This is a genomic window from Stenotrophomonas sp. GQ19 (genome assembly GCF_059758695.1).
In genome coordinates, this window is sequence record NZ_JCAXES010000003.1 from 23,045 (window position 1) to 48,804 (window position 25,760).

At 67.0% G+C, this 25,760-nt stretch carries 22 protein-coding genes; 14 read left to right on the forward strand and 8 right to left on the reverse strand.

Going from position 1 to position 25,760, the window contains the following annotated elements:
• Positions 1-4: 4 nt before the first annotated feature.
• Entirely contained in the window at positions 5-3,178 is a 3,174-nt protein-coding gene (locus AC6CHL_RS07290) for a multidrug efflux RND transporter permease subunit (RefSeq protein WP_038687622.1), read from the forward strand.
• Positions 3,179-3,668: 490 nt separating this feature from the next.
• Here the strand turns inward: AC6CHL_RS07290 and AC6CHL_RS07295 are convergent, their stop codons facing one another.
• On the reverse strand, positions 3,669-3,962 hold the full coding sequence (locus AC6CHL_RS07295) for a hypothetical protein (protein ID WP_498294036.1): 294 nt from the start codon (positions 3,960-3,962) through the stop codon (positions 3,669-3,671).
• A gap of 106 nt (positions 3,963-4,068) precedes the next feature.
• Positions 4,069-5,217 (reverse strand): acyl-CoA dehydrogenase family protein, encoded by a 1,149-nt coding sequence (locus AC6CHL_RS07300; RefSeq protein WP_038687618.1) that lies wholly within the window; start codon positions 5,215-5,217, stop codon positions 4,069-4,071.
• Positions 5,218-5,365: 148 nt separating this feature from the next.
• Here AC6CHL_RS07300 and AC6CHL_RS07305 point away from each other — a divergent pair, with 148 nt between their 5' ends.
• From AC6CHL_RS07305 to AC6CHL_RS07325, 5 genes are all read left to right on the forward strand, one after another.
• Positions 5,366-6,295, forward strand: coding sequence for an ArsR/SmtB family transcription factor (locus AC6CHL_RS07305; RefSeq protein WP_038687616.1), 930 nt, complete (start codon positions 5,366-5,368; stop codon positions 6,293-6,295).
• 8 nt (positions 6,296-6,303) lie between these two features.
• Entirely contained in the window at positions 6,304-7,413 is a 1,110-nt protein-coding gene (locus tag AC6CHL_RS07310; RefSeq protein WP_051598779.1) for a homocysteine S-methyltransferase family protein, read from the forward strand.
• 57 nt (positions 7,414-7,470) lie between these two features.
• A complete protein-coding gene (gene metH / locus AC6CHL_RS07315; protein WP_498294038.1) occupies positions 7,471-10,155 on the forward strand; it encodes a methionine synthase in 2,685 nt (894 codons plus the stop codon).
• A gap of 142 nt (positions 10,156-10,297) precedes the next feature.
• Positions 10,298-11,491: an MFS transporter gene (locus AC6CHL_RS07320; RefSeq protein WP_038687612.1), complete on the forward strand. Its 1,194-nt coding sequence runs from the start codon at positions 10,298-10,300 to the stop codon at positions 11,489-11,491.
• A 126-nt stretch (positions 11,492-11,617) separates the two neighbouring features.
• Positions 11,618-12,952 (forward strand): amidohydrolase family protein, encoded by a 1,335-nt coding sequence (locus tag AC6CHL_RS07325; RefSeq protein ID WP_498294040.1) that lies wholly within the window; start codon positions 11,618-11,620, stop codon positions 12,950-12,952.
• 555 nt (positions 12,953-13,507) lie between these two features.
• On the opposite strand, the gene AC6CHL_RS07330 is transcribed toward AC6CHL_RS07325, so the two are convergent.
• The 5 genes from AC6CHL_RS07330 to AC6CHL_RS07350 all read right to left on the reverse strand — a co-directional run bounded on the left by AC6CHL_RS07330 (position 13,508) and on the right by AC6CHL_RS07350 (position 17,513).
• A complete protein-coding gene (locus AC6CHL_RS07330; protein ID WP_038687609.1) occupies positions 13,508-14,221 on the reverse strand; it encodes a DUF2058 domain-containing protein in 714 nt (237 codons plus the stop codon).
• Positions 14,222-14,234: 13 nt separating this feature from the next.
• A complete protein-coding gene (locus AC6CHL_RS07335) occupies positions 14,235-14,474 on the reverse strand; it encodes a SlyX family protein (protein ID WP_038687608.1) in 240 nt (79 codons plus the stop codon).
• Positions 14,467-15,816, reverse strand: a complete 1,350-nt coding sequence (locus AC6CHL_RS07340; RefSeq protein WP_463601284.1) for a UDP-glucose dehydrogenase family protein — start codon at positions 15,814-15,816, stop codon at positions 14,467-14,469. Before AC6CHL_RS07340 ends, AC6CHL_RS07335 begins: the two co-directional genes overlap by 8 nt.
• Before the next feature lie 23 nt (positions 15,817-15,839).
• On the reverse strand, positions 15,840-16,820 hold the full coding sequence (locus AC6CHL_RS07345) for an FKBP-type peptidyl-prolyl cis-trans isomerase (protein ID WP_038687603.1): 981 nt from the start codon (positions 16,818-16,820) through the stop codon (positions 15,840-15,842).
• An 84-nt stretch (positions 16,821-16,904) separates the two neighbouring features.
• Positions 16,905-17,513, reverse strand: a complete 609-nt coding sequence (locus tag AC6CHL_RS07350) for a glutathione peroxidase (RefSeq protein ID WP_463601285.1) — start codon at positions 17,511-17,513, stop codon at positions 16,905-16,907.
• 411 nt (positions 17,514-17,924) lie between these two features.
• Between AC6CHL_RS07350 and AC6CHL_RS07355 the strand changes: the two genes are divergently transcribed.
• The 7 genes from AC6CHL_RS07355 to AC6CHL_RS07385 all read left to right on the forward strand — a co-directional run bounded on the left by AC6CHL_RS07355 (position 17,925) and on the right by AC6CHL_RS07385 (position 22,496).
• Positions 17,925-18,179, forward strand: a complete 255-nt coding sequence (locus AC6CHL_RS07355; protein WP_038687600.1) for a hypothetical protein — start codon at positions 17,925-17,927, stop codon at positions 18,177-18,179.
• Positions 18,180-18,181: 2 nt separating this feature from the next.
• Positions 18,182-18,544: a GntR family transcriptional regulator gene (locus AC6CHL_RS07360; protein WP_019185943.1), complete on the forward strand. Its 363-nt coding sequence runs from the start codon at positions 18,182-18,184 to the stop codon at positions 18,542-18,544.
• Positions 18,541-19,416: an ABC transporter ATP-binding protein gene (locus AC6CHL_RS07365; RefSeq protein WP_038687597.1), complete on the forward strand. Its 876-nt coding sequence runs from the start codon at positions 18,541-18,543 to the stop codon at positions 19,414-19,416. Before AC6CHL_RS07360 ends, AC6CHL_RS07365 begins: the two co-directional genes overlap by 4 nt.
• On the forward strand, positions 19,413-20,444 hold the full coding sequence (locus AC6CHL_RS07370) for an ABC-2 transporter permease (protein WP_038687595.1): 1,032 nt from the start codon (positions 19,413-19,415) through the stop codon (positions 20,442-20,444). Before AC6CHL_RS07365 ends, AC6CHL_RS07370 begins: the two co-directional genes overlap by 4 nt.
• A 23-nt stretch (positions 20,445-20,467) precedes the next feature.
• Complete coding sequence (locus tag AC6CHL_RS07375; protein WP_038687594.1) at positions 20,468-21,355, forward strand: DUF4097 family beta strand repeat-containing protein; 888 nt, start codon at positions 20,468-20,470, stop codon at positions 21,353-21,355.
• A gap of 26 nt (positions 21,356-21,381) precedes the next feature.
• Entirely contained in the window at positions 21,382-21,978 is a 597-nt protein-coding gene (locus AC6CHL_RS07380; protein ID WP_498294042.1) for a DUF2884 family protein, read from the forward strand.
• Positions 21,979-22,070: 92 nt separating this feature from the next.
• Positions 22,071-22,496 carry a hypothetical protein gene (locus tag AC6CHL_RS07385; protein ID WP_137190089.1) on the forward strand — a complete coding sequence of 142 codons (426 nt, stop codon included), beginning with the start codon at positions 22,071-22,073 and terminating at the stop codon, positions 22,494-22,496.
• Positions 22,497-22,719: 223 nt separating this feature from the next.
• Here AC6CHL_RS07385 and AC6CHL_RS07390 read toward each other — a convergent pair whose 3' ends face one another.
• Positions 22,720-24,135, reverse strand: coding sequence for a class II fumarate hydratase (locus AC6CHL_RS07390; RefSeq protein WP_483007795.1), 1,416 nt, complete (start codon positions 24,133-24,135; stop codon positions 22,720-22,722).
• A 285-nt stretch (positions 24,136-24,420) separates the two neighbouring features.
• Here AC6CHL_RS07390 and AC6CHL_RS07395 point away from each other — a divergent pair, with 285 nt between their 5' ends.
• A complete protein-coding gene (locus tag AC6CHL_RS07395) occupies positions 24,421-25,743 on the forward strand; it encodes a hemolysin family protein (RefSeq protein WP_448134003.1) in 1,323 nt (440 codons plus the stop codon).
• The last annotated feature ends 17 nt before the right edge of the window (positions 25,744-25,760 follow it).

The window sequence follows — 25,760 nt, forward strand, 5'->3', positions numbered from 1 at the left end:
CGTCATGCCTAAATTTTTCATTGAACACCCGGTATTCGCCTGGGTGGTCGCGATCCTGATCTCGCTTTCAGGCGTGATCTCGATCCTGGGTCTGGGCGTGGAGTCCTACCCGAGCATCGCACCTCCCCAGGTGACGGTGAGCGCCACCTACCCCGGCGCCAGCGCCGACACCACCGAAAAGTCGGTCACCCAGGTGATCGAGCAGCAGCTGACCGGTATCGATCACCTGCTGTATTTCAGTTCGTCGTCGGCCTCCAACGGCCGCGCCTCGATCACCCTGACCTTCGAGACCGGTACCGATCCGGACATCGCCCAGGTCCAGGTGCAGAACAAGGTGTCGCTGGCCACCCCGCGCCTGCCCACCGAAGTGACCCAGCAGGGCGTGGTGGTGGCCAAGGCCAACGCCGGCTTCCTGATGGTGGTGGCGCTGCAGTCCGACACCGCCTCGATCGACCGTGACGCGCTCAACGACATCGTCGGTTCGCGCGTGCTCGACCAGATCTCGCGCATCCCCGGCGTCGGCAGCACCCAGCAGTTCGGTTCCGAGTACGCCATGAACATCTGGCTCAACCCGGAAAAGATGCAGGGCTACGGCCTGTCGGCCAGCCAGGTGCTGGCGGCGATCAAGGCCCAGAACGTGCAGTTCGCCGCCGGTTCGCTGGGCTCGGATCCGTCCCCGCAGGGCCACTACTTCACCGCCACGGTCTCGGCCGAAGGCCGCTTCAGCTCGCCCGAGCAGTTCGAGCAGATCATCCTGCGCGCCAATGCAGATGGCTCGCGCGTGATGCTCAAGGACATCGCCCGGATTGCCTTCGGTGCCAACAACTACGGCTTTGATACCCAGTACAACGGCAAGCCGACCGGTGCCTTCGCGATCCAGCTGCTGCCGGGCGCCAACGCCCTGAACGTGGCCAACGCGGTCACCGCCAAGATGGACGAACTGTCGCCGAGCTTCCCGGCCGGTGTCAGCTGGTTCTCGCCGTACGACAGCACCACCTTCGTCAAGATCTCGATCGAAGAAGTGGTCAAGACGCTGATCGAAGCGGTCGTGCTGGTGTTCCTGGTGATGCTGATCTTCCTGCAGAACTTCCGCGCCACCCTGATCCCCACGCTGGTCATCCCGGTGGCCCTGCTCGGCACCTTCCTGGGCATGAGCGTCATCGGCTTCACCATCAACCAGCTGACGCTGTTTGCGATGGTGCTGGCGATCGGCATCGTGGTCGATGACGCTATCGTGGTGATCGAGAACGTCGAACGCATCATGACCGAGGAGAAGCTGCCGCCCAAGGCCGCCACCCAGAAGGCCATGACCCAGATCACCGGCGCGGTGGTGGCCATCACCGTGGTGCTGGCGGCAGTGTTCATTCCGTCGGCGCTGCAGGGCGGTGCGGCCGGTGAGATCTACAAGCAGTTCGCGCTGACCATCGCCATCGCGATGGGCTTCTCCGCGTTCCTGGCGCTGGGCTTCACCCCGGCCCTGTGCGCGACCTTCCTCAAGCCGACCCACTCCGACAAGCCCAACGTCGTCTACCGCACCTTCAACAAGTACTACGACAAGATCAGTGGCACCTACGTGGGCCACATCACCTCGGCGGTGCGCCATGCGCCGCGCTGGATGATCCTGTTCGTGGTGCTCACCGTGCTGTGCGGCTTCCTGTTCACCCGCATGCCGGGCAGCTTCCTGCCCGAGGAAGACCAGGGCTATGCGCTGGCGATCGTACAGCTGCCCCCGGGCTCGACCAAGTCGCAGACCAACCAGGCCTTCGCGCAGATGCGTGGCGTGCTCAAGGACCAGGAAGGCTTCGAAGGCATGCTGCAGGTGGCCGGTTTCAGCTTCGTCGGCTCTGGTGAAAACGTCGGTATGGGCTTCATCCGGCTCAAGCCGTGGGCCGACCGCAAGGTGACCGTGCCCGAGTTCATCCAGAACATGAACGGTGCTTTCTACGGCATCAAGGAAGCGCAGATCTTCGTGGTCAACCTGCCTACCGTGCAGGGCCTGGGCCAGTTCGGCGGCTTCGACATGTGGCTGCAGGACCGTGGCGGCGCCGGCTATGAACAGCTGACGCAGGCGCGTAACGTGCTGCTGGGCAAGGCCGCCGAGGAGAGCGACCTGCTCACCGGCGTGCGTCCCAACGGCCTGGAAAACGCCCCGCAGCTGCAGTTGCATGTGGACCGCGTGCAGGCCCAGACGATGGGGCTGTCGGTGTCGGACGTGTACAGCACCATCCAGCTGATGCTGGCCCCGGTGTACGTCAACGACTTCTTCTACGAAGGCCGCATCAAGCGCGTGACCATGCAGGCCGACGGCCCGTACCGTACCGGCGCCGAGTCGCTCAACAGCTTCTACACGCCCAGCAGCCTGCAGACCAACGCGGACGGCACCCCGGCGATGATTCCGCTGAGCACCGTGGTGAAGTCCGAGTGGGTGTCCGCACCGCCGTCGCTGAGCCGCTACAACGGCTACTCGGCGGTCAACATCGTCGGTTCGCAGGCACCGGGGCGCAGCTCGGGTGAGGCGATGCAGGCGATGGAGCGGATCGTCAGCGACGACCTGCCCGCCGGCTTCGGCTACGACTGGTCGGGTATGAGCTACCAGGAAATCCTGGCCGGCAACGCCGCCACGCTGCTGCTGGTGCTGTCCATCGTGGTGGTGTTCCTCTGCCTGGCCGCGCTGTATGAAAGCTGGTCGATCCCGGTGGCGGTGCTGCTGGTGGTGCCGTTGGGCGTGCTCGGCGCGCTGGCGTTCTCGCTGGCCCGCGGCCTGCCCAACGATCTGTACTTCAAGATCGGCCTGATCACCGTGATCGGCCTGGCGGCCAAGAACGCCATCCTGATCGTGGAGTTCGCGGTGGAGCAGCGTGCAGCCGGCAAGACCCTGCGCGAGGCCACCATCGAGGCCTCCCGCCTGCGTTTCCGTCCGATCCTGATGACCTCCTTCGCCTTCATCCTCGGCGTGGTGCCGATGGCCATTTCCACCGGTGCGGGCGCCAATGCCCGCCACGCCATCGGTACCGGCGTGATCGGCGGCATGGTGTTCGCCACCTTCCTGGGCCTGCTGATGATCCCGGTGTTCTTCATCGTGGTCCGCCGCATGCTGGGCGACAAGCTGGACGAACCGTCCAAGGAGTTCGTCGAGCGCCAGAGCGAAGCCAACGCGACGCACCGCCCGGATCGTTGATCCGGCGGTGACGCCCTGAAACGGAAAAGCCCCGGCGCGAGCCGGGGCTTTTTTGTGGGCGGTGCATTGCCAGGTGGTACAGCCTTTCATCGGCGGGCGCATGTTCAGATGCATGCCTCGATCCGGTAGTGCCGGCCGCTGGCCGGCTCCTCCAGATACGTGCCATGCATGGACCGCCTGGTTGCCGGCCAGCGGCCGGCGCTACCCTGTTCTGCATGCGCCGCCTGGTTGCCGGCCAGCGGCCGGCACTACGCTGTTCTACATGCACCGCCTGGTTGCCGGCCAGCGGCCGGCACTACGCTGTTCTGCATGCACCGCCTGGTTGCCGGCCAGCGGCCGGCACTACGCTGTTCTGCATGCACCGCCTGGTTGCCGGCCAGCGGCCGGCACTACCCTGTTCTGCATGCACCGCCTGGTTGCCGGCCAGCGGCCGGCACTACCCTGTTCTGCATGCACCGCCTGGTTGCCGGCCAGCGGCCGGCACTACCGCTCAGCGCAGCAGCGCCACCGCCGCGCAGGCAACCACGATCACCAGCGACGGCCACTGCATCGGCACGAAGAAGAAATGATGGCGGGCCCGCTCACCCGGGGCGCGCGGGCCACGGTTGAGCACCAGACCCAGCAGCACATTGATGGCCGCGCCTATGCCGAATCCGACCAGCAGCTGCGTCAGCGACGTATTGCCCTTGGCAACGGCAGGGTCGGGCCACAGCCACATCAGCAGCAGCAACGTGGCGAGGGGGGTGAGCAGGGTCAGGAAACCTGCGCCTCGGTAAATCAGCATGGAATGTCCGGCAGAAAAACGAGCGCACATTCTGCCTCATCGGCGTGCCGACCAACGGGCGGCACCTACCGGGTGGGCCACGACCGATGGTCGTGGCCCCGCACTCTCAGCGCAGCCCGGTCTCGTTGCGCGCGATCACCAGCCGCTGGATCTCCGAGGTGCCCTCATAGATCTCGGTGATCTTGGCATCACGGAAGTACCGCTCCAGCGGCATTTCCTTGGAATAACCCATGCCGCCGTGGATCTGCACGGCCTGATGGGTGATCCACATCGCCGCTTCGGATGCGGTCAGCTTGGCGATGGCCGCTTCATTGCTGAAACGCTTGCCCTGGCCCTTCACCCATGCCGCGCGCAGGGTCAGCAGCAGCGCTGCGTCCAGCTTGCACTTCATGTCGGCAATCTTGGCCTGGGTCATCTGGAAGGTACCGATGGCCGCACCGAAGGCCTTGCGGTCCTTCACGTACTCCAGGGTCGCTTCATACGCCGCGCGGGCAATACCGATGGCCTGCGAGGCGATGCCGATGCGGCCGGCGTCGAGCACGCCCATGGCGATCTTGAAGCCCTCGCCTTCCTTGCCCAGCACGTCGTCGGCGCTGGCCACGTAATCCTGGAACTCGATCTCGCAGGTAGCCGAGGCACGGATGCCGAGCTTCGGCTCGGTCTTGCCACGGTGGAAACCGGCGTTGTCGGTGTCGATCATGAAGGCGGTGATGCCGCGCGCGCCCTGGTCCGGGTCGGTCATCGCAAACAGCACGATGTACTTGGCGACCGGGCCGGAGGTGATCCAGCTCTTCTTGCCGTTGATCACGAAGGTACCGTCGGCCTGCTTGACCGCGCGGCAGCGCATGGCCGTGGCGTCCGAACCGGACTGCGGCTCGGTCAGCGCGAACGCGCCGATGGCCTCACCCTCGGCGATGGCGCGCACGTACTTCTGCTTCTGCGCTTCGCTGCCGTGGGTCAGGATGCCGTTGCAGAACAGCGAGTTGTTGACCGACATGATGGTCGAATGCGCAGCGTCACCGGCGGCGACCTCCACCATCGCCAGCACGTAGGCAATCGGGTCCATGCCCGCGCCGCCGTATTCGGCCGGCACTTCGATGCCCATCAGGCCGTTTTCACCCAGCAGGCGGATGTTGTCCAGCGGGAATTCGCCGGTACGGTCGTGATGTTCGGCGCTCGGCGCGATCTTTTCCTGCGCGATCCGGCGCGCAACGTCCTGCAGCATCAGCTGCTCTTCGGTAAAACTGAAATCCACAACACCCTCCCGGGAACATGGTTGTTTTATGGCCGCGCAACGCGCGTCCAGGTGCGGCGATTGTACCGGGGGGCAGGCAATACCGGCTGACTTGACCCCACCCGGTCCAGGGACGAAAATATCTCTATATCGCGATAGGTAGATATTTATGGATCTTGAGGACTGGTCGATCCGGCTGAAAGTGTTCGCCGACGCCACCCGCGTACGCCTGCTGGCACTGCTGGAGCAGGAAGAACTCACCGTGGCCGAGCTCTCGGCCATCACCACGCTGGCCCAGCCACGCGTGTCCACCCACCTGGCCCGGCTCAAGGAAGCCGGCCTGGTGCGCGACCGCCGGGCCGGCGTGTCGGCTTACTACCGCTTCGACGACGCCGCGCTGGACCCCGCGCAGCGTGCATTGTGGCATGCGCTCAGCACCGGCAGCGACGACCCGCTGCTGCGCCAGGACGCTGAACGGGTGGCCTCGGTGCTGGCCAGCCGCGCTGCCGACCAGAACTGGGCCGACAGCGTCGCCGGCGACATGGAGCGCCATTACTCGCCCGGCCGCACCTGGGAGGCGCTGGCGCGCACCGCGCTGCCGCTGCTGGAAACCGGCGACGTGCTCGACATCGCCTCCGGCGACGGCGTGCTGGCCGAGCTGGTCGCCCCGCACGCCAAACGCTACGTGTGCATCGACACCAGTGCGCGCGTGGTCGCCGCCGCCAGCGAGCGCCTGCGCCGCCTGGCCAACGTGGAAGTGCGCGAAGGCGACATGCACGCCCTGCCGTTCAAGGACCGCAGCTTCGACCTGGTGGTGCTGATGCATGCCCTCACCTATGCCGCCAAGCCGGCCCAGGCCGTGGCCGAAGGCGCGCGCGTGCTGCGCTCGGGCGGGCGCCTGCTGCTGTGCAGCCTGGCCCGCCACGAGCACAAGGCCGCCGTGGATGCGTACGGCCACGTCAACCTGGGCTTCTCGGACAAGGAACTGCGCAAGTTCGCCGAGAAGGCCGGGCTGGTGGTCTCCAACCTGGAAACGGTGACCCGCGAGAAGCGCCCGCCGCATTTCGAAGTCATCTCGCTGATCGCCACCAAACCCTGAGGCCCGCCATGTCGTCCCTGCCCTGGTTGCACCCCGATCGCGTCCACGCCCTGCAGGAAGCGCTTGCCCGGCGCATCCTGATCATCGACGGCGCGATGGGCACGATGATCCAGCGCCACGGGCTGCAGGAAGACGACTACCGGGGCGCGCGCTTCGTCGACGGCTACGACAGCGCCCACGTGGCGCATATCCATGGCGCCGGCTGCGACCACGCCGCACCCGAAGGCCACGACCTGAAGGGCAACAACGACCTGCTGCTGCTCAGCAAGCCGGAAGTGATCGCCGGCATCCACACCGCCTACCTGGAAGCGGGCGCGGACCTTGTGGAGACCAACACCTTCAATGCCACCTCGGTCAGCCAGGCCGACTACCACCTGGAGCACCTGGTCTACGAGCTCAACAAGGCCGGCGCCGCCGTCGCCCGTGCGTGCTGCGACGCGGTCGCGGCGACCACCCCGGACAAGCCGCGCTTCGTGATCGGCGTGCTGGGTCCCACCAGCCGCACCGCTTCGATCAGCCCGGACGTGAATGATCCCGGGTTCCGCAACACCAGCTTCGACGCGCTGCGCGAGACCTACCGCGAAGCCATCGACGGGCTGATCGACGGCGGCGCCGACACGCTGATGGTGGAAACCATCTTCGACACGCTCAATGCCAAGGCCGCCCTGTACGCCATCGAAGAAGCGTTCGACGACCGGGGCGCGCGCCTGCCGATCATGATCTCCGGCACCATCACCGATGCATCCGGGCGCACCCTGTCCGGGCAGACCGCCGAGGCGTTCTATGCCTCGGTCGCGCACAGCCGACCGCTGTCGGTCGGACTGAACTGCGCGCTGGGTGCCGACGACATGCGCCCGCACGTGGAAACCCTGTCGATCGTGGCCGACTGCCTGGTCAGCGCGCATCCCAACGCCGGCCTGCCCAACGCGTTCGGCGAGTACGACGAGACCCCCGAGGAAATGGCCGGCACCCTGCGCGAATTCGCCAGCGCCGGCCTGCTCAACCTGGTGGGGGGCTGCTGCGGCACCACCCCCGCGCACATCCGGGCCATCGCCGAGGCGGTGGCCGACCTGCCGCCGCGCGCCCTGCCCGGCCCCGCCCTGGAGGATGCCGCGTGAGCGCATCCGCCTCCCGTTGTCGTTGACCCTCCCCCGCCAGCACGTGCCCGCCCGCCCATGACGACTCCCCGCCCCACCCGCCTGTCCGGCCTCGAGCCGCTGGTGATCACGCCGGACCTGCTGTTCGTCAACATCGGCGAACGCACCAACGTCACCGGCAGCGCGCAGTTCCGCAAGCTGGTCAAGGAGGAGCGCTACGAAGAGGCGGTGGACGTGGCGCGCCAGCAGGTGGCCAACGGCGCGCAGATCCTCGATGTGAACATGGACGAGGGCCTCATCGATTCCGAAAAGGCGATGACGCGCTACCTCAACCTGATCATGTCCGAGCCGGACATCGCGCGGATCCCGGTGATGGTCGATTCCTCCAAATGGAGCGTGATCGAGGCCGGGCTGAAGTGCCTGCAGGGCAAGAGCGTGGTCAATTCGATCTCGCTCAAGGAAGGCGAGGCGCAGTTCATCGAGCACGCGCGCAAGGTACTGCGCTATGGCGCCGCCGCGGTGGTGATGGCCTTCGACGAGGACGGTCAGGCCGATACCTGCGCGCGCAAGGTGGAGATCTGCACCCGCGCCTACCGCATCCTGGTGGACGAGGTGGGCTTCCCGCCGCAGGACATCATCTTCGATCCGAACATCTTCGCCGTCGCCACCGGCATCGAGGAACACGACAACTACGCGGTCGACTTCATCGAAGCCACCCGCATCATCAAGCGCACCCTGCCGCACTGCCATGTCTCCGGCGGCGTCTCCAACGTGTCGTTCTCCTTCCGCGGCAACGAAAGCGTGCGCCAGGCGATCCATGCGGTGTTCCTGTACCACGCCATCGCCGCCGGCATGGACATGGGCATCGTCAACGCCGGCGCCATGCCGATCTACGACGAGCTGGACCCGGAGCTGCGCGAGCGCGTGGAGGACGTGATCCTCAACCGCCGCCGCGACGGCACCGAGCGCCTGCTGGAGATCGCCGAGCGCTACAAGGGCAAGAAAGGCGAGGTCAAGGGCGAGGACCTGGCCTGGCGCGAGAAGCCGATCGACGCGCGCCTGGCGCATGCGCTGGTGCACGGTCTGGACGCCTGGGTGGAGGCCGATACCGAAGAAGCCCGCGCCCGTTCCAGCCGCCCGCTGGACGTGATCGAAGGGCCGTTGATGGACGGCATGAACATCGTGGGCGACCTGTTCGGCGCCGGCAAGATGTTCCTGCCGCAGGTGGTCAAATCCGCACGCGTGATGAAGAAGGCGGTGGCCTACCTGCTGCCCTACATCGAAGCGGAGAAGGCACGCAGCGGCGACACCGCCAAGAGCAACGGCAAGATCATCATGGCCACGGTCAAGGGCGACGTGCACGACATCGGCAAGAACATCGTCGGCGTGGTCCTGGCCTGCAACAACTTCGAGGTGGTCGACCTGGGCGTGATGGTGCCGGCGCAGAAGATCCTCGACGCCGCGCGCGCCGAGAATGCCGACATCATCGGCCTGTCCGGCCTGATCACGCCGTCGCTGGAGGAAATGAGCCACGTCGCCCGCGAGATGGAGCGGCAGGGCTTCACGATGCCGCTGATGATCGGCGGCGCGACTACCTCGCGCGCGCACACCGCGCTGAAGATCGACCCCCACTACAAGGCGCCCACGGTCTGGGTGAAGGATGCCTCGCGTGCGGTCGGCGTGGCCCAGTCGCTGATTTCCAGCGAGCTGCGCGAGGCCTTCGTGGCCGCCAACGAGGCCGACTACGCTGACATCCGCCAGCGCCACCGCAACCGCGGCGACGCCAAGCGCCTGGTAACGCTGGCCAAGGCGCGTGCGCAGCGCTTCAGCGGCGACTGGGCCGCCTACAGCCCGCCCACGCCGCGCAAGCCGGGCCTGCACGTGCTGCACGACTACCCCCTGGCCGACCTGGTCGGGGTGATCGACTGGACGCCGTTCTTCCAGGCCTGGGAACTGGCCGGCAAGTACCCGGCCATCCTCACCGATGAGATCGTGGGCACGCAGGCCACCGAGCTGTACCGCGACGCGCGCGCGATGCTCGACCGCATCGTCAGCGAAAAATGGCTGACCGCCAAGGCGGTGTTCGGGCTGTGGCCGGCCAACAGCGTCGGCGACGACGTGCACCTGCGCACCGACGACGGCCCGGCGGTACTGCACTTCCTGCGCCAGCAGGTCGACAAGCCGGTGGAACGGCCGGATTTCTGCCTGGCCGATTTCATCGCCCCGGCCGACAGCGGCAAGCAGGACTGGATCGGCGCGTTCGCGGTGACCGCCGGGATCGGCATCGACGCGCACGTGGCCCGTTTCGAGGCCGACCACGACGACTACAACGCCATCCTGCACAAGGCGCTGGCCGACCGCTTCGCCGAAGCGCTGGCTGAGCGCCTGCACCAGCACGTGCGCACCGACTACTGGGGCTACCAGCCCGACGAACAGCTGGACAACGAAGCGTTGATCGCCGAGAAGTACAGCGGCATCCGCCCGGCCCCGGGCTACCCGGCCTGCCCCGAGCACAGCGAAAAGGCCACGCTGTTCCGGCTGCTGGACGCCGAGCGCAACGCCGACATGCAGCTCACCGAGAGCTTTGCGATGTTGCCGACGGCCGCCGTATCCGGCTATTACTTCAGCCATCCGCAGAGCCAGTATTTCGTGGTGGGGCGGGTGTCGCGCGAGCAGGTGAGCGACTACGCCAAGCGCAAGGGCGTGGACCGCGTGCAGGCCGAGCGCTGGCTGGCCTCGAACCTGGATTACGATCCGGAGTGAGGGTGTCACCCGACCAACGGTCGGGTGACACCGCGTCGTGGCGGGTCGGTGGGATGTTCGCCCGACCAACGGTCGGGTGACACCGGCATAATCCACCGGTTGGTACCCACCGTTGATGGGTGCGCGCCCATCGAGATCCCGCATGACCGCCCCCACCCGCGACGCCGTACCGGTCGTCCGCCTCTCTTCGTTCTACCTGGTCTACTACGCCGCGCTCGGCGCGTTCACCCCGTACTGGTCGTTGTTCCTGACCTCCCGCGGGATGAGCGTCACCGCGATCAGCGTGATGATGGGCATCTGGTACGCCACCCGCATCGTCGCGCCCACCACGTGGACCTCGCTCGCCGCCGCCTCGCCGCGCCCGATTTTCTGGCTGCGCTTGGGCTGCGTGCTGACGCTGCTCACGTTCTGCGCGTTCCTGCTGCCGCTGCCGCAACCGTGGCTGTACCCGGCGATGGTCGCGTTCTGCTTCTTCTACAACGCGGTGATGCCGCAGTTCGAATCGATCACGTTGACCCACCTGGGCAGCGACAGCCATCGCTACGGGTTGATCCGCGTTTGGGGCTCGCTGGGTTTCATCGCTGTGGTGATGCTGTTTGGCTGGATCATCGAAGGCCACGGCGGCGCCGGCAACGCGCACCTGCTGCCGTGGCTGATGCTGCCGCTGTTCGGCCTGCTGACCGCCTCGGGGTTTGCCAACCACTACGCGCGCAACCTGCAGCGCAGCGACGGCGACGCGACCGGCTTCTGGCAGATCGTGCGCAAGCCGCAGGTGCTGGCCTTCTTCCTGGCCGCGTTCATGGAACAGCTGTCGTTTGGTCCGTACTACACGTTCTTCTCGGTCTACATGGACCACCACGGCTATGCCACCTCCACGCTGGGGCTGCTGTGGACCGTCGGGGTGGTATTCGAAGTGGGCGTGTTCTTCACCATCGGCCGCTTCTTCCGCCGCTATGACGCCAGCTGGATGCTGCTGATTGCCCTGCTCAGTTCCACCGTGCGCTGGGCGATCACCGCGCTGTTCCCGGAGAACCTGCCGGTGATGCTGATGGCACAGACCGCGCACGCCCTGGGGTTTGCCGCGTTCTTCGCAGCCGCGATGCAGATGCTGGCCACCTATTTCCCCGGCCGCCTCAACGGCCACGGCCAGGGCCTGCTGTATGGCTTCTCCTCCGGCGTGGGCGGCGTGCTGGGCGCCCTGATCGCCGGCCAGCTGTGGGGCATCGACCAGGGCCGCACCGCCTTCCTGGCGGGCAGCGGCTTCGCGCTCGCCGGCGCCCTGCTGTGCTTCTTCGCCATCAGCCTGCCCCTGCTCCGCGCCCGCCCGCGCAGATGAGGGTGGTGCCCAGCAACCACGCACCCCGAACCCGGTAGTGCCGGCCGCTGGCCGGCAACCCCCGCGCCCCCCAACCCGACCACGCCGATAAGGTAGGCTCACCCCTCACCAAGACTGGAGCCGCCGATGCGACCGACCCGCCTGTGGGCACTGCTGCTCGCCGCCGTCGCCCTGCCTGCCGCCGCCGAGCCGATCCTGTTCGAGAACGCGCGCGTCTTCGATGGCCAGCGCGACCGCGGCATCACCCCCGTGCTGATCGACGGCGCCCGCATCGTGCACATCGGCACGCCCCTGCCCGCGGCCGCCACCGGTGCGCGCCGGGTCGATTACACCGGCAAGACGCTGCTGCCTGCACTGGTCAGCGACCACGCGCATGTGGGCAACACGCAGGGGCTGGAGCACGGCGACCGCTTCTACACGCGCGACAACGTGGTGCGCGACCTGCGCCAGTTCCAGCGCTATGGCATCACTACGGTCACCGCGCTGGGCATGAATGGCGCCGACTTCTTCGCCCTCCGCACCGAGGTGAACGCCGATCCCCGCCTGGGCGCGCAGCTGTACGGCGCCGGCGGCGGGATCGGCGCGCCCGATGGCGCACCGCCGGCTGACAGCATGGGTCTGCGCCACGATCCGGTGGCACGCCCGCGCACCGCCGAACAGGCGCGCGCGGCGGTCGCCACCCAGCATGCTGACGGTGTGGACCTGATCAAGTTGTGGGTGGACGACCTCGGCGGCAAGCGCCCGATGATGACCCCGGAGGTGTACCGCGCCGCCATCGCCGAAGCGCACGCACGCGGGCTCACCGTGGCCGCACACATCCACGACCTTGACCAGGCCCGCGACCTGGTCGATGCCCGGGTCGACATCCTCGCCCACGGCATCCGTGACCGTGCAGTCGATCCGATGCTGGCGAGGAAAATGCGCGACCAGGGCACGTGGTACATCCCGACGGTGGCCATCGACGAGGCCAACTACTGGTATGCCGAACACCCGCAGGCGCTGCACCAGCCGTTCCTGCGCCAGGCGCTGCACCGCGACGTGCTGGCGCGCTGGTCGCAGCCGGAATGGCAGCGCGCGCAACTGGCCGGCAGCGGCATTCCGGCCACGCGCGAGGCGGTGGCGACCAACCTGGACAACGTGCGCCGCCTGCATGCGGCCGGGGTCAAGCTGGGTTTCGGCACCGACGCCGGTGCGATGCCGCACCGGGTGATCGGCGTTGCCGAGCACCGCGAGCTGCAGCTGCTGGTGCAGGCCGGGCTGAGCCCGGCACAGGCACTGCAGGTGGCCACGTCACAGGCGGCAGACCTGCTGGGCCTGGCCGACCGTGGCCGGATCGCCGCCGGCAAGCGCGCCGACCTGCTGGTGCTGGACGCCGACCCGCTCACCGACATCGCCAACACCCAGCGCATCGGCGCGGTCTGGCAGGCCGGGCAGGAAGTGGCCGGGCAGATCACGGAGTAACCCCCGCTCGGCACGATGGGCCTTGCGCCCTAAAAAAGAGAGTTCTTCTTCCAACCAAGGGGAGGGTTTTGCTGCGAGGGCCGTCGCAGAGTCAGCACGACGCTACGCGGGTGGCCGGGTGTGCAGGCGCGGTTTGGATCGGCTGGCGTCTCCGATCGGACCGGTCGCGAGCGTGAGGGCCCCGTAGCAACCGGTAGGCCCCTGGCGCAAATGTCCCCCGGCCGCGCATGGCGGCCTCCTCCTTTATTTTGCCCAGGAGCCTACCGGCCGCTACGGAGCTCGGCTTGCGGTAAGGAGGGGAAGCCAGGCTTTTCTGGCGCTGTCGGTGGGTCGGGCGCTGGGCCCCCATGCCCTTGGAGGCGAAATAAAGGAGGAGGGGGCGGCCGCAGGCCGACGCCGGGGGACATTCGCCGGAAAGGGCATGGGGGCCCAGCGCCCGATCCACCGACGGCTGCGCCTGGACAGCGTCAAAGCAGTTTCTGCTTGCCCCGCATCGGGGCGAAGGACCAAAGAAGGGCGCCTTTCGGCGCCCTTCTTCGTCGTGCGATCAACCGCTTACCAGACCAGGTCGTCGGGCACCTGGTAGGCCGGGTCGGCGTACGGGTCAGCCTCGGCGGTGGCGTTGGGATCCACGCGCAGCGCAACTGACGGGGCGAAGATCGCTTCGGCCTCGTCGAGCACGGCCGCCGTCACCAGCAAGTAGCGGCCGTTCTGCTGCAGCACGCCCAACTCGCCGGCGTTGAGCGCCTTGAGCTGGTCGGCGGTGACGTACACGCGCTTGATTTTGCCACCGTAGTTGAAGTGGCGGGCAATCTCGGCGCCGGCGTCATTCAACGACTTGCCTTCCAGCAGCACGTCCAGCTTGGCCTTGGCTTCGCGGCGCAGGCGTGCCTCTTCCTGCTTCAGGCGCTCGGCTTCGATGCGGTCGTCTTTTTCCTTCTGCGCACGGATCGCGTAGGCCTTGGCCAGGTCGATGTCCTCGCGCGAACGGGGCTTGCCTTGGCCGGCGTTCTGGCCCTGGCCGGGACGATTGCCACCACCCGGGCGGCCCTTGCCGTGCGGCGCGCGGCGCGCGGCATCGCCCTCGCGCGGCGGACGCCCCGGGGCACCCTCACGCGGCGGGCGCGCTTCGCCGGGCTTGCCCGGGGGACGCGCACCGTGGGGTTTGTTGCCCGGCCGGCCGTCACGGCGGGCGTCGGGTTTGCGTTCTGGCTTGGGCGCGGATTTGAAACCAAGGCCCAGCAGCTGGTCGCGGAGTGTATCGCTCATGACGTGGAATCGATCAGTAGTGCGGGGGCGGCGGTTCTTCGCCCGAATCGGAATACAGCGCGTTGCGGACCTTGCCCAGGTCCTCCAGCAGCAGGCGGGTCAGGTCGGCGTTGCGGCTGCCTTCGATGCGTGCATCGGCCAGTGCTTCACTGAGCTCGGCCAAGGCCTGTTCCTGGAAGGACACGCGCATTTCCAGCTCGATCAGGCGCGCTTCCAGCGCCTGCTCACGCGGTGTGGGGGTTGAATCATGCATGCAGCGAACGTCCCCGGCCAATGCCGTAGTAGGCCAGGCCCGCGGCTTCGATCTCCTGCGGGTCGTACAGGTTGCGGCCGTCGAACACGACCGCATCGTTGAGCATCTCGCGCAGGCGGACGAAATCCGGGCTGCGGAACTGCTTCCATTCGGTCACCACGACCAGCGCATCGGCGCCGTCCAGCGCGTCGTAGGCGTTGTCGCAGAACACCAGGTCATCGCGCTGCCCGAAAATGCGGCGCGCTTCGTCGGTGGCTTCGGGATCGTAGGCGCGCACGGTGGCGCCGCCTTCCCACAACTGGGCCAGCAGGCGCCGGCTGGACGCTTCGCGCATGTCGTCGGTGTTGGGCTTGAAGGCCAACCCCCACACCGCGAACGTCTTGCCACGCACGCCTTCGTCCTCGCCACGGTCGTAGTGGCGCTGGATCAGCTGGTAAAGATGCCCCTTCTGCGCTTCGTTGACCGCCTCCACCGCGTTCAACAGCTTCGGCTCATGGCCATGCTGCTGCGCGGTGCGGGCCAACGCCTGCACGTCCTTGGGGAAACACGAGCCGCCGTAACCGGCGCCCGGGTAGATGAAGTGCCAGCCGATGCGCGGATCCGAGCCGATGCCCTGGCGGACCTGCTCGATATCGGCACCGACCTTCTCGGCGATGTTGGCAATTTCGTTCATGAACGAAATCTTGGTCGCCAGCATCGCGTTGGCGGCGTACTTGGTCAGCTCCGCCGAGCGCACGTCCATTTCCACCACGCGGTCGTGGTTGCGGTTGAACGGTGCGTACAGGCGGCGCATCAGCGCCACCGAATCGGGGTTGGAGGCGCCCACCACGATGCGGTCCGGCCGCATGCAGTCGGCAACCGCGTCGCCCTCCTTCAGGAATTCCGGGTTGGAGACCACGTCGAACGCGATCTCAACCCCACGCGCCGCCAGTACCTCGGCAATGGCGGCACGTACCTTGTCGGCCGTGCCTACCGGCACGGTCGACTTGTTCACCACCACGGTCGGCACGGCCATGTGCGTGCCGATCGTGCGGGCCACCGCCAGCACGTACTGCAGGTCGGCGCTGCCGTCCTCGTCCGGTGGCGTGCCCACGGCGATGAAAATCACCTGGCCATGCGTGATCGCGCTGGCAGCATCGGTGGTGAAGGCCAGCCGCGATGCGGCGTGATTGGCCTTGACCATCGGCTCCAGGCCCGGTTCGTAGATCGGGATGACGCCACGGTTCAGGCCATCGACCTTGGCCTGGTCGATATCGACGCAGACCACCTGGTGGCCGACATCGGCCAGGCAGGTACCCGTGACCAGACCGACGTAACCGGTACCGAAAATCGCTACACGCATGTCCGTGGGGACTCCAGTTTCGCTTACGGCAGGACGTTGAGCAGTTCGACGTCGAAGGTCAGCGTCGCGTTCGGACCGATCGGACCGCCCGGCGTGCCCTGTTCGCCGTAGGCCAGCTCGCCCGGGATCCAGAAGCGGTACTTGGACCCGGTCGGCATCAGCGAGACACCTTCGGACCAGCCCTTGATCACCTGGTCCAGGCCGAATTCGATCGGCTGGCCACGCTCGTAGCTGCTGTCGAACACGGTGCCGTCCAGCAGCTTGCCTTCATAGTTGACGCGGACCTTGCTGGTCGGCATCGGGCGCTCGCCCGAACCCGGACGCAGCACCTGGTACTGCAGGCCCGAGGCGGTGGTGACAACGCCCGGCACGGTCTTGTTCTTGGCCAGGAACGCGTTGCCTTCGGCGCGGTTGGTACCGCCCTTGGCAGCCGCTTGGGCCTGCATTTCAGCCTGCTTGCCGGCCATGAAGCCTTCCAGCGTGGCCTTGGCCTGCTCCGGGGTCATCTTGGCGGTGCCACCGTTGAAGGTGGTGGTGACGGCATCGAACAGCGCGTCCAGGTCCAGGTCCGCCTTCAGCGGTGCCAGCGACGGACCCACGGCGTAGGTGCCCAGCATCAGGCCCACCTTCTCGCGGTCCACCTTCGGCGGCGCGGTACCCGGGGCCACGCCCGGCACCGGCTGGCCACTCTTGGCCATCATCGCCTGGCGCAGGGCGGCGTCGGTCTTCTGCGCCTCGTCCTGCGAAATCAGCGGCGGCTTGCCTTCAAAGGCATTGGTCACGCCGCGGCGCAGGGCAGCCAGATCGATCTCGCTGGAGATCGGGGCAAACGAGTTGGCCACATCGATACCGATGGCGTAGCCGAGCTTTTCCCGTTGGGAGTTCAAAGCGGAAGTCTCCTTGACGGCCGCACGCGCGGCCGGTTGTTGCGACATCACGGTACCGGTGGCACCCATCGCCAGAATCAGAACCGACGCCGCGGCGCCGCGCATTCCCATCTTCATTCGCTGCTTTCCTGGAAGTGACTGGACGCCGACGACGGCGCGAAAGCGATCATTGTCGCACGCACATGCGAGATGTCGAGGTGGTCAGTGCTTTGCCGGTGTGACAGACAGCTCACGTTCGATCGCGGCCACCAGCGCCTTGTCGTCCGGCGTGACCTTGCTGGGGAACTGCGCCACCACCCGGCCGTCCCGGCCGATCAGGTACTTGTGGAAGTTCCAGCCCGGCGCCACCCCGGTGGCGGCGGTCAACCGCTGGTACAGCGGCGTGGCCTGCGGCCCGGTGACCTGCACCTTCTGGAACATCGGGAACTTGACCCCGTAGGTCAGCGTGCAGAATTCCTGGATCTGGGTCTCATCGCCCGGCTCCTGCCCCTTGAAGTCGTTGGACGGGAAGCCCAGCACCGAGAACCCGCGCGCGGCGTACTTCTGCTGCAGCGCCTCCAGGCCTTCGTACTGCGGGGTGAAGCCGCACTTGCTGGCGGTGTTGACCACCAGCAGCACCTTGCCGCCGTACTGCTTCTGCAGGTTGACTTCGGCCTTGCCGGCCAGCGGGCGATAGGCCACGTCCAGCAGCCCGGCCGCGTGGGCCCCGCCGGCGGCCAGCAACCCGCCCAGCAGCAGCGTCACGCCCCAGCGGCGCACCCGCACGGTGGCCGCACGGCGCGGGGACGACTCAAGGGGGGTCAGGGGCATCGCAACACTCCACGAAAGGGATGAAAAGGGCTGTTTCGGACTATATCACCGGCACTTTTGCCGCTGCGTGGCAGGGCCGGCAGCGCCCTGCCGGGGCGCCGACCGACGGACCTGGCGCCCCCGGCACCCACCGCGGCCCAGGGCCGGGTCAGCCCCGGCTTGCCGAATCTGGCGGTCTGGCGCCGCACCTGAATAGAGGCCCCCGCTCACCTACCATTGACCAGACTGAATGGACGATAGCCCACCCGGCCGTAAGGAATCCAAAACATCATTTTACAAATCAACCACTTGAAATCACGGCGGCGTCGCTGTCATACCCCTGCCATCAGTTGGGGCTGGCAACCTGTTGCACTCCGGCGTGCCGGTGTTATAGTTGCATACAACACCAGTCACCTGATGCAGGGGAAGCCCATGAACCGCATGCGCCGCCGCCAGTCCGCCAAAGCTGTCACCGCCGCCTCCGCGCTGTTGCTGCTCGGCTGGCTTGGCACCCCCGCCGGTGACATCGGCAGCACCGCCGCCACCGGTGCGTTTGAAAGCCCGCAGGACGCAGGCGTACTCCAGGCAGGGAACGCCAACGGCGCCCCCACGCCCCCCCGCCGGCTGCACAGCTCCCTGTCCATGCCTTACTTCTCATTCGCACAGTCGCTGAACCCACGGAGCTGACCATGAGCGATATCCAATGGAGCGATGGTGCTCCGATCTACCGTCAGCTGAAAGAGCGCGTGATTGCCATGATGCTTGACGGCATCATCAAGCCTGGCGACGCCCTGCCTTCGGTCCGACAGGTCGCCGCCGAGTACCAGCTCAACCCCATCACCGTTTCACGCGCCTACCAGGAACTGGCTGACGAAGGCCTGGTCGAGAAGCGCCGCGGGCTGGGCATGTTCATGACCGAGGAAGCGGCCACGCAGCTGCGCAGCAGCGAGCGCGACCGGTTCCTCAATGAAGAATGGCCACTGGTGTTGGAACGCATCCAGCGCCTGGGCCTGAATCTCGACGAATTGCTGCCCCAGGGGAAATCCTCATGAATGCCGTTGCAAGTGATGTCGTCATTTCCGCCCGCGGCCTGCGCAAGGCCTACAAACAGACCGTGGCGCTGGACAACACCAGCTTCACCATCGCCCCGGGCCGGATCACCGGCCTGATCGGCCCCAACGGCGCCGGCAAGACCACCCTGCTCAAGGCGCTGCTGGGCCTGACCACGGTGGAAGGCGAGCTGCAGGTGCTGGGGCTGGACCCGGCCGTGCAGCGCAACGCGCTCATGAACGATGTGTGCTTCATCGCCGACGTGGCCGTGCTGCCGCGCTGGATGAAGGTGCGCGAAGCGATCGACTTCGTCGCCGGCACCCACCCGCGCTTCGACCGCGCCCGCTGCGAGCGTTTCCTGGCCTCGACCAAGCTGCAGCCCAAGCAGCGTGTGCGCGAGCTGTCCAAGGGCATGATCGTGCAGCTGCACCTGGCCCTGGTGATGGCCATCGATGCCAAGGTGCTGGTGCTGGACGAGCCGACCCTGGGCCTGGACATCCTGTACCGCAAAGAGTTCTACCAGCGCCTGCTGGAGGATTACTTCGACGAGCAGAAGACCATCATCGTCACCACCCACCAGGTGGAAGAGATCGAGCACATCCTCACCGACGTGATGTTCATCCGCGATGGCCGCATCGTGCTCACCACCGACATGGAAGACATCGGCGACCGCTACAGCGAAGTGCTGGTGTCGGCCGAATCGCTGGACGCCGCCCGCGCCCTGCAGCCCATCGATGAGCGTGCGCTGCCGTTCGGCAAGACGGTGCTGTTGTTCGACGGGGTGCCACGCGCCCAGCTCACGCCCCTGGGCGAGATCCGCAGCCCGGGGCTGGCGGACCTGTTCGTGGCCATCATGAAGGGAACCTACGCATGAACACCGTCCACTACCACCCCATCAGCAAGGCCAGCACCTTCAAGTGGATGCTCAAGCGCGAGTACTGGGAGAACCGCGGCGGGTTCCTGTATGCGCCGCTGATCGCCGGCGCGATTTCGCTGGTGATGAGCCTGATCGGCATTCTGTTCGGGCTGCTGGCCATGAACCGCGCGGCCAAGAGCGGCGGCCTGGTGATCGACAATGAAAGCGTCAACGTCAACGGGCTGGACCTGGCCCTGCTGACGAAGAAGCTGGACGCCGAGGCGCTGCACAACCTGGCCAACGGCCTGGACCTGACCCTGCTGCTGAGTTCGCTGTGGCCGTTCATCGTGCTGGCCTTCGTGGTGTTCTTCTACTGCCTGGGGGCGCTGTACGACGACCGCCGCGACCGCAGCATCCTGTTCTGGAAGTCGCTGCCGCTGTCGGACACCCAGACCGTGCTGTCCAAGGCAGTGAGCGCCCTGCTGGTGGCACCGGTGATCGCGGTGATCGCCTCGATCCTGACCATGTTCGGCTTCCTGCTGATCATCAGCGTGGTGGTGCTCAGCCACGGCGGCGACCCGATGACCCTGATCTGGGGCCCGGCCAGCCCGCTGGCCATCATGGCCGGCCACCTGTCCTGGCTGCCGGTGTACCTGCTCTGGGCGCTGCCGAGCGTGGGCTGGCTGCTGATGTGCTCGGCCTGGGCCAAGACCAAGCCGTTCCTGTGGGCGGTGATGCTGCCGCTGTTTGCCGGCATCATCGTCAGCAGCACGCACCTGATGAACGCCTTCGACAGCACCAGCGGCTGGTTCTGGAAGCACATCGTCGGCCGCCTGTTGCTGGGCACCCTGCCGGGCAGCGACGTGTTCTACCGTACCGACCAGCTGCGCGCGGTGATCGGCGACCGTGACAACCTGGTGGCCGCACTGGCCCCGACCAACCAGCTGGCCGCGTTGAGCCTGCCCGATATCTGGATCGGTGCCGCAGTGGGCGTGGTGTTCATCATTGTCGCCATCCGCCTGCGCCGCCGCGCCGGCGAGATCTGATCGATTCATTCAAGGAGCCGCATATGATCCGCACGCTCGCTGTTGCTTCCCTGCTGTTGCTGCCGCTGTCGGCCCTGGCCGAACAGCCGCAGTGCACGTTCAATGAACCGCGCGACCTCAAGCTCGACCTGGCCGGTGCCAAGGCGGTGGTGTTCGAGGTCAACCAGCACGATCTGGTGCTCACCGCCGGTGGCGGTGCAGCCCAGCTCTCTGGCCGCGCCTGTGCCTCCAACGCCGACTGGCTGCGCCAGCTCACCGTGACCCAGCAGAAGGTGGGCGACAAGCTGGTGGTGCGCCTGCAACGCGAGAAGCAGAACCTCAGCATCAACATCGGGGGCAGCAACTACGCCTACCTGGACCTGCGCGGCAGCGTGCCGGACACCCTGCTGGTGCAGCTGAAGGTCGGCTCGGGCGACGTCAGCGTCACCGGCGCGCACTCGCTCAGTGCCGACGTCGGTTCGGGCGACATCACGTTGCGCGACATCAAGGGCCCGGTCACCGCGGCGATCGGCTCCGGCGATGTGACCCTGGACGGTGCCGGCGCGCTCAATCTGCTGTCGGTCGGCTCGGGCGACTTCAAGGCACGCAACCTGCGCGGCAACGCGAAGGTCGGCACGGTAGGGTCGGGCGATCTCGAACTGGACGGCGTGCAGGGCAACGTGACGCTGGAAACGCTGGGCTCCGGTGATGCCGACGTGCGCCAGGTCAAGGGCAACGTCAGCGTCGGCAACGTGGGCTCGGGCGATGTCGAGCTGCGCGGCGTGGGCGGCAACGTCAGCGTCGAACGGCATGGCTCCGGTGACATCACCGCGCGCGATGTCGGCGGCGACCTGACCGTGGCCCACAGCGGCAGTGGCGATGTACGCCACAGCGGTATCGGCGGTCGCGTGCAGCTGCCGCGCGGCAAGTAACTCCCCCCTTTTCGAGGAACGTGCGCATGATGACCCGACTGCTGCTGCCCACCCTGCTGCTGTGCCTGCCGCTGGCAGCCTGCGGCAACCACGATGCCGGCAAGGCCGATCCGGCCACCGGCAAGGCCGCGTCACCGGCCGCTGAAGCGAGCACCGTTGGCAAGACCGTACAGGACGCCACCGACAAGGCGCGCAGGGAACTGGCCCAAGGCAACATCAAGATTTCCAACGACCAGTCCGACAAGGCCGAGATCACCCCGCAGGGCGAGCTGCTGATCAACGGCAAGACGGTCTCCACCACCGCCAGCCAGCGCGCGCTGCTGCTGGATTACCGCAAGCAGGTCGAGGCGATTGCCGGCGCCGGCATGGACATCGGCGTGGCCGGTGCCAACCTGGGCGTGAAGGCGGCTGGCGAGGCGCTCAAGGGTATTTTCTCCGGGGATACCAACGGGATCGAGGAACGCGTGAACGCCGAGGCCAGCAAGATCGAAGCCCAGGCCAAGCAGCTGTGCACCCTGCTGCCGGGCATGATGGCCAAGCAGCAGGCACTGGCCGCCGCGGTGCCCGAGTTCAAGCCGTACGCCACCATGGACCAGAGCGACATCGACGACTGCGGCAAGTAACCGCCCTGCCTGCGACGTTCGGTCGCAGCCGGGCCCGCATGCACGGGGGGAGGACTAGAATGGTCCTCCCCCTTTTCATGCCTGCGCCCACCATGAAGAAGCTGTGCCTGCTGCTGTTCGCCCTGTTCTGCCTGGCCGCCACCGGCTGCGACCAGGAATACCGCAACCATCGTGCCGAGCGCGGCAAGCCGAAGATCACCGTCAGCGACGGCATGCTTACCGTGCGCCGCGCACCCGCGCCGAACATCATCGTGCTGCCCAACGGCCACATGAAGATCGACGAGATCGAAATTCCGCTCGACCCGAGCCAGCAGGCGCTGCTGCAGGGCATGTTCGGCCAGCTGCAGGTGCTGCGCCAGAACACGCTCACCGATGCCCCGCCTGACCCGGCCAAGCGCTCGGTCAAGATCCAGGTGCCCGATGGCATGCAGCCGATTCCGCCGGACCTGGTGCAGCGGATTCCGGAGTTCAAGGATTACACCGAGACGTTCGACAACCTGCAGGCGGATCGGCACTGACGCTTCGGTAGCGCGGGGGTCGGTGGGTCGGGCGCTGGGCCCCCATACCCTTTCCGGCGAATGTCCTCCGGCGTCGGCCTGCGGCCCCCCCTCCCCCTTTAGTTCGCCTCCAAGGGCATGGGGGCCCAGCGCCCGACCCACCGACTGCCACTGAGCCAGCGCCCTGCGGAACAAAAAACGGGCCTTTCGGCCCGTTTTTCGTTGTTGCCACTACCTGTATCGATTAACCACCGCCGCCGCTACTGCCAGCATGGATACCACCGGCCGTCAGCGCCGCCGGATCCAGCAGCTTGCGCAGCTCGGCCTCGGACAGCCCGCTGTCTTCCAGCGCCACGTCCAGCACCGGGCGCTGCTCCTTGTAGGCGCGCTTGGCGATTCCCGCGGCCTTTTCATAGCCGATGATCGGGTTCAGCGCCGTCACCAGGATCGGGTTGCGGTCCAGCGCCTCGCGTACCCGGTCTTCGCGCACCGTCAGGCCGGCAATCGCGGTATCGGCCAGCAGGCGCGAGATGTTGGCCAGCAGGCCGATCCCATCGAGCAGGTTGGCCGCGATCAGCGGCAGCGTCACGTTCAACTGGAAGTTGCCGGTCTGCCCGGCCACGGTGATCGCGGTGTGGTGGCCGATCACCTGCGCACACACCATCACCGTCGCTTCGGGAATCACCGGGTTGACCTTGCCCGGCATGATCGAGCTGCCCGGCTGCAGTGCCGGAAGCTCGATCTCGCCCAGGCCGGCCAGCGGACCGGCGTTCATCCAGCGCAGGTCGTTGGCGATCTTGATCAGGGCCACCGCCAGCGCGTTGAGCTGGCCGGACAGTTCCACCGCGTCGTCCTGCGCAGCCAGGCCTTCGAACTTGTTCTCGGCACTGTCGAACTTGACCCCGGTCTGCTGCTTGAGCAGCTTGGCCACGCGTTCGCCAAAGCGCGGATCGGCATTGATGCCAGTGCCGATCGCCGTGCCACCCAGCGGCAGCCGACGCAGGCGCTTGAGGCTGTCTTCGATACGCTCCTGCGCCGACGACAACTGCGCCGACCACGCCCCGAACTCCTGCTCAAAGGTGAGCGGCATGGCATCCATGAGGTGGGTGCGCCCGGTCTTGACCACCTTGCGCAGGCTGCGGCCCTTCTTGTCGATGGTCTTGCGCAGGTGCACCAGCGCCGGCAGCAGCTGTTCATGCACGCCCAGCAGCGCCGACACGCGCAACGCGGTGGGAATCACATCGTTGGAGCTCTGCCCCTGGTTGACGTGGTCGTTGGGATGCACCGCCAGCTTGCCCGCCTTGCCCGCGCGGTTGGCCAGGGTGGCAATCACCTCGTTGGCATTCATGTTCGACGACGTGCCCGAACCGGTCTGGTACACATCGATCGGGAAGTGCGCATCGTGCTGGCCGTCGGCCACTTCGGCCGCGGCTGCCTCGACCGCCTTGCCGATGTTCTTCGGCAGATGACCGAGCTCCACGTTCACCGCCGCCGCCGCGCCCTTGACCAGGCCCAGCGCGCGGATGAAGCCGCGTGGCATGCGCTGCCCGGAAACCGGGAAGTTGTTCACCGCCCGCTGCGTCTGCGCGCCCCACAACGCATCACTGGGCACCTGCAGTTCGCCCATGCTGTCGTGTTCGATCCTGAAACCCTTGCTCATTGCATTACTCCGCGATTCTTTCGGTAGGGAAAGGGAATCTGCGGCTGGCAATGGGCCTGATTCCCTGGCTGGCGGCTCTGCGCACAATACTCCCACCGTGCGCTGAAACCCAACAGCGCGGGTGATCGGCTAGACTCGGGATTCGTGTCCATTCAGAAAGATCTCCGCCCCCATGGGTGACGACCCTCACTGTAGTTCCTGGCGCGCCGCTGCGCGCGCAGCCCTGCACGCTCGCTGCGTCCATGCGGTTGCCTCCCTGCCTGCGGCCACGCCGCGAGGCGCGCGATGATCGGCAACCTGCTCCTGCTGCTGTTGGCCTTCGGCCTGGTGCTGCTCAACGGCTTCTTCGTGGCCGCCGAGTTCGCCCTGGTCAAACTGCGCCATACCCAGGCCGTCGGCCTGGCCGAACGGCACGGCTGGCGCGGCCGCCTGCTGCTCAACGTGCACTCCCATCTGGATGCCTATCTGTCGGCGTGCCAGCTCGGCATCACCCTGTCGTCGCTGGGCCTGGGCTGGGTCGGCGAGCCGGCCTTCGCGCACCTGCTGCAACCGCTGTTCGATGCCTTCGGCATGAGCGCCGACGCCTCGCGCCTGACCGCTTTCATCATTGCCTTCAGCGTGATTTCCTTCCTGCACATCGTGCTGGGCGAACTGGCCCCCAAGTCGATGGCGATCCGCCGCCCGGACCGCATGTCGCTGTGGACCGCCGCGCCCCTGTACCTGTTCTATTGGGCCATGTACCCGGCCATCTGGCTGCTCAACAACAGCGCCAACGCGCTGCTGCGGCTGGCCGGCTGGGGCGATGTTGAACACACCTCGCACCGCTATTCGCGCGAGGAACTCAAGCTCATCGTCGGCCGCCAGCAGCCCACCGACAGTGCGCCCGACCACGGCCTGACCCTGATGAGCCACGCCCTGGAACTGCCGGAGCTGGTCGCCGGCGACCTGATGCGCCCGCGCGACCACCTGCGCTCGTTCCGCGATGGCATGGATCTGGCCGAGGTGATGGCCGAATTTGCCGAAAGCCGCTACAGCCGCTACCCGTGGTTCGACCGCGATGGCGAGGACGTGCTCGGCATCCTGCACATGAAGGACCTGCTGGTGGAAATTGCCCGCGGCAACCCCACCGACAATCTGCGCGCCCTGCTGCGCCCGGCCAACCTGATCGCGCTGGAGACCCCGGTTCCCAGCGTGCTGGAACGCTTCCGCACCGGCACCACGCACCTGGCGCTGTGCGTGGAGGAACATGGCCGCATCCTGGGCTACTTCACCCTGGAAGACCTGCTGGAAGTGGTGGTGGGTGACATCGAGGACGAGCACCCGCATATCGTCAAGGACGCCCCCACCCGCGGCGCCGATGGCAGCCTGCTGGTGGCCGGCTCGACCTCGATCTTCCGGCTGGAACGCCTGCTCGGGCATGACCTGGAGGCCCCGGACCACCTCAATTCGGTCGGCGGGCTGATCGTCCACCAGTTGCAGCGGCTGCCTGAAGAGGGCGAACAGCTGGTGATCGATGGCCACCAGTTCACCATCAAGCGCATGGTCGGCCACCGCATCCAGGCCGTCACCGTACGCATGGCACAGGCCGAGGCCCCCGGGGCAGCGTAGAATGACGGCCCCCGCCG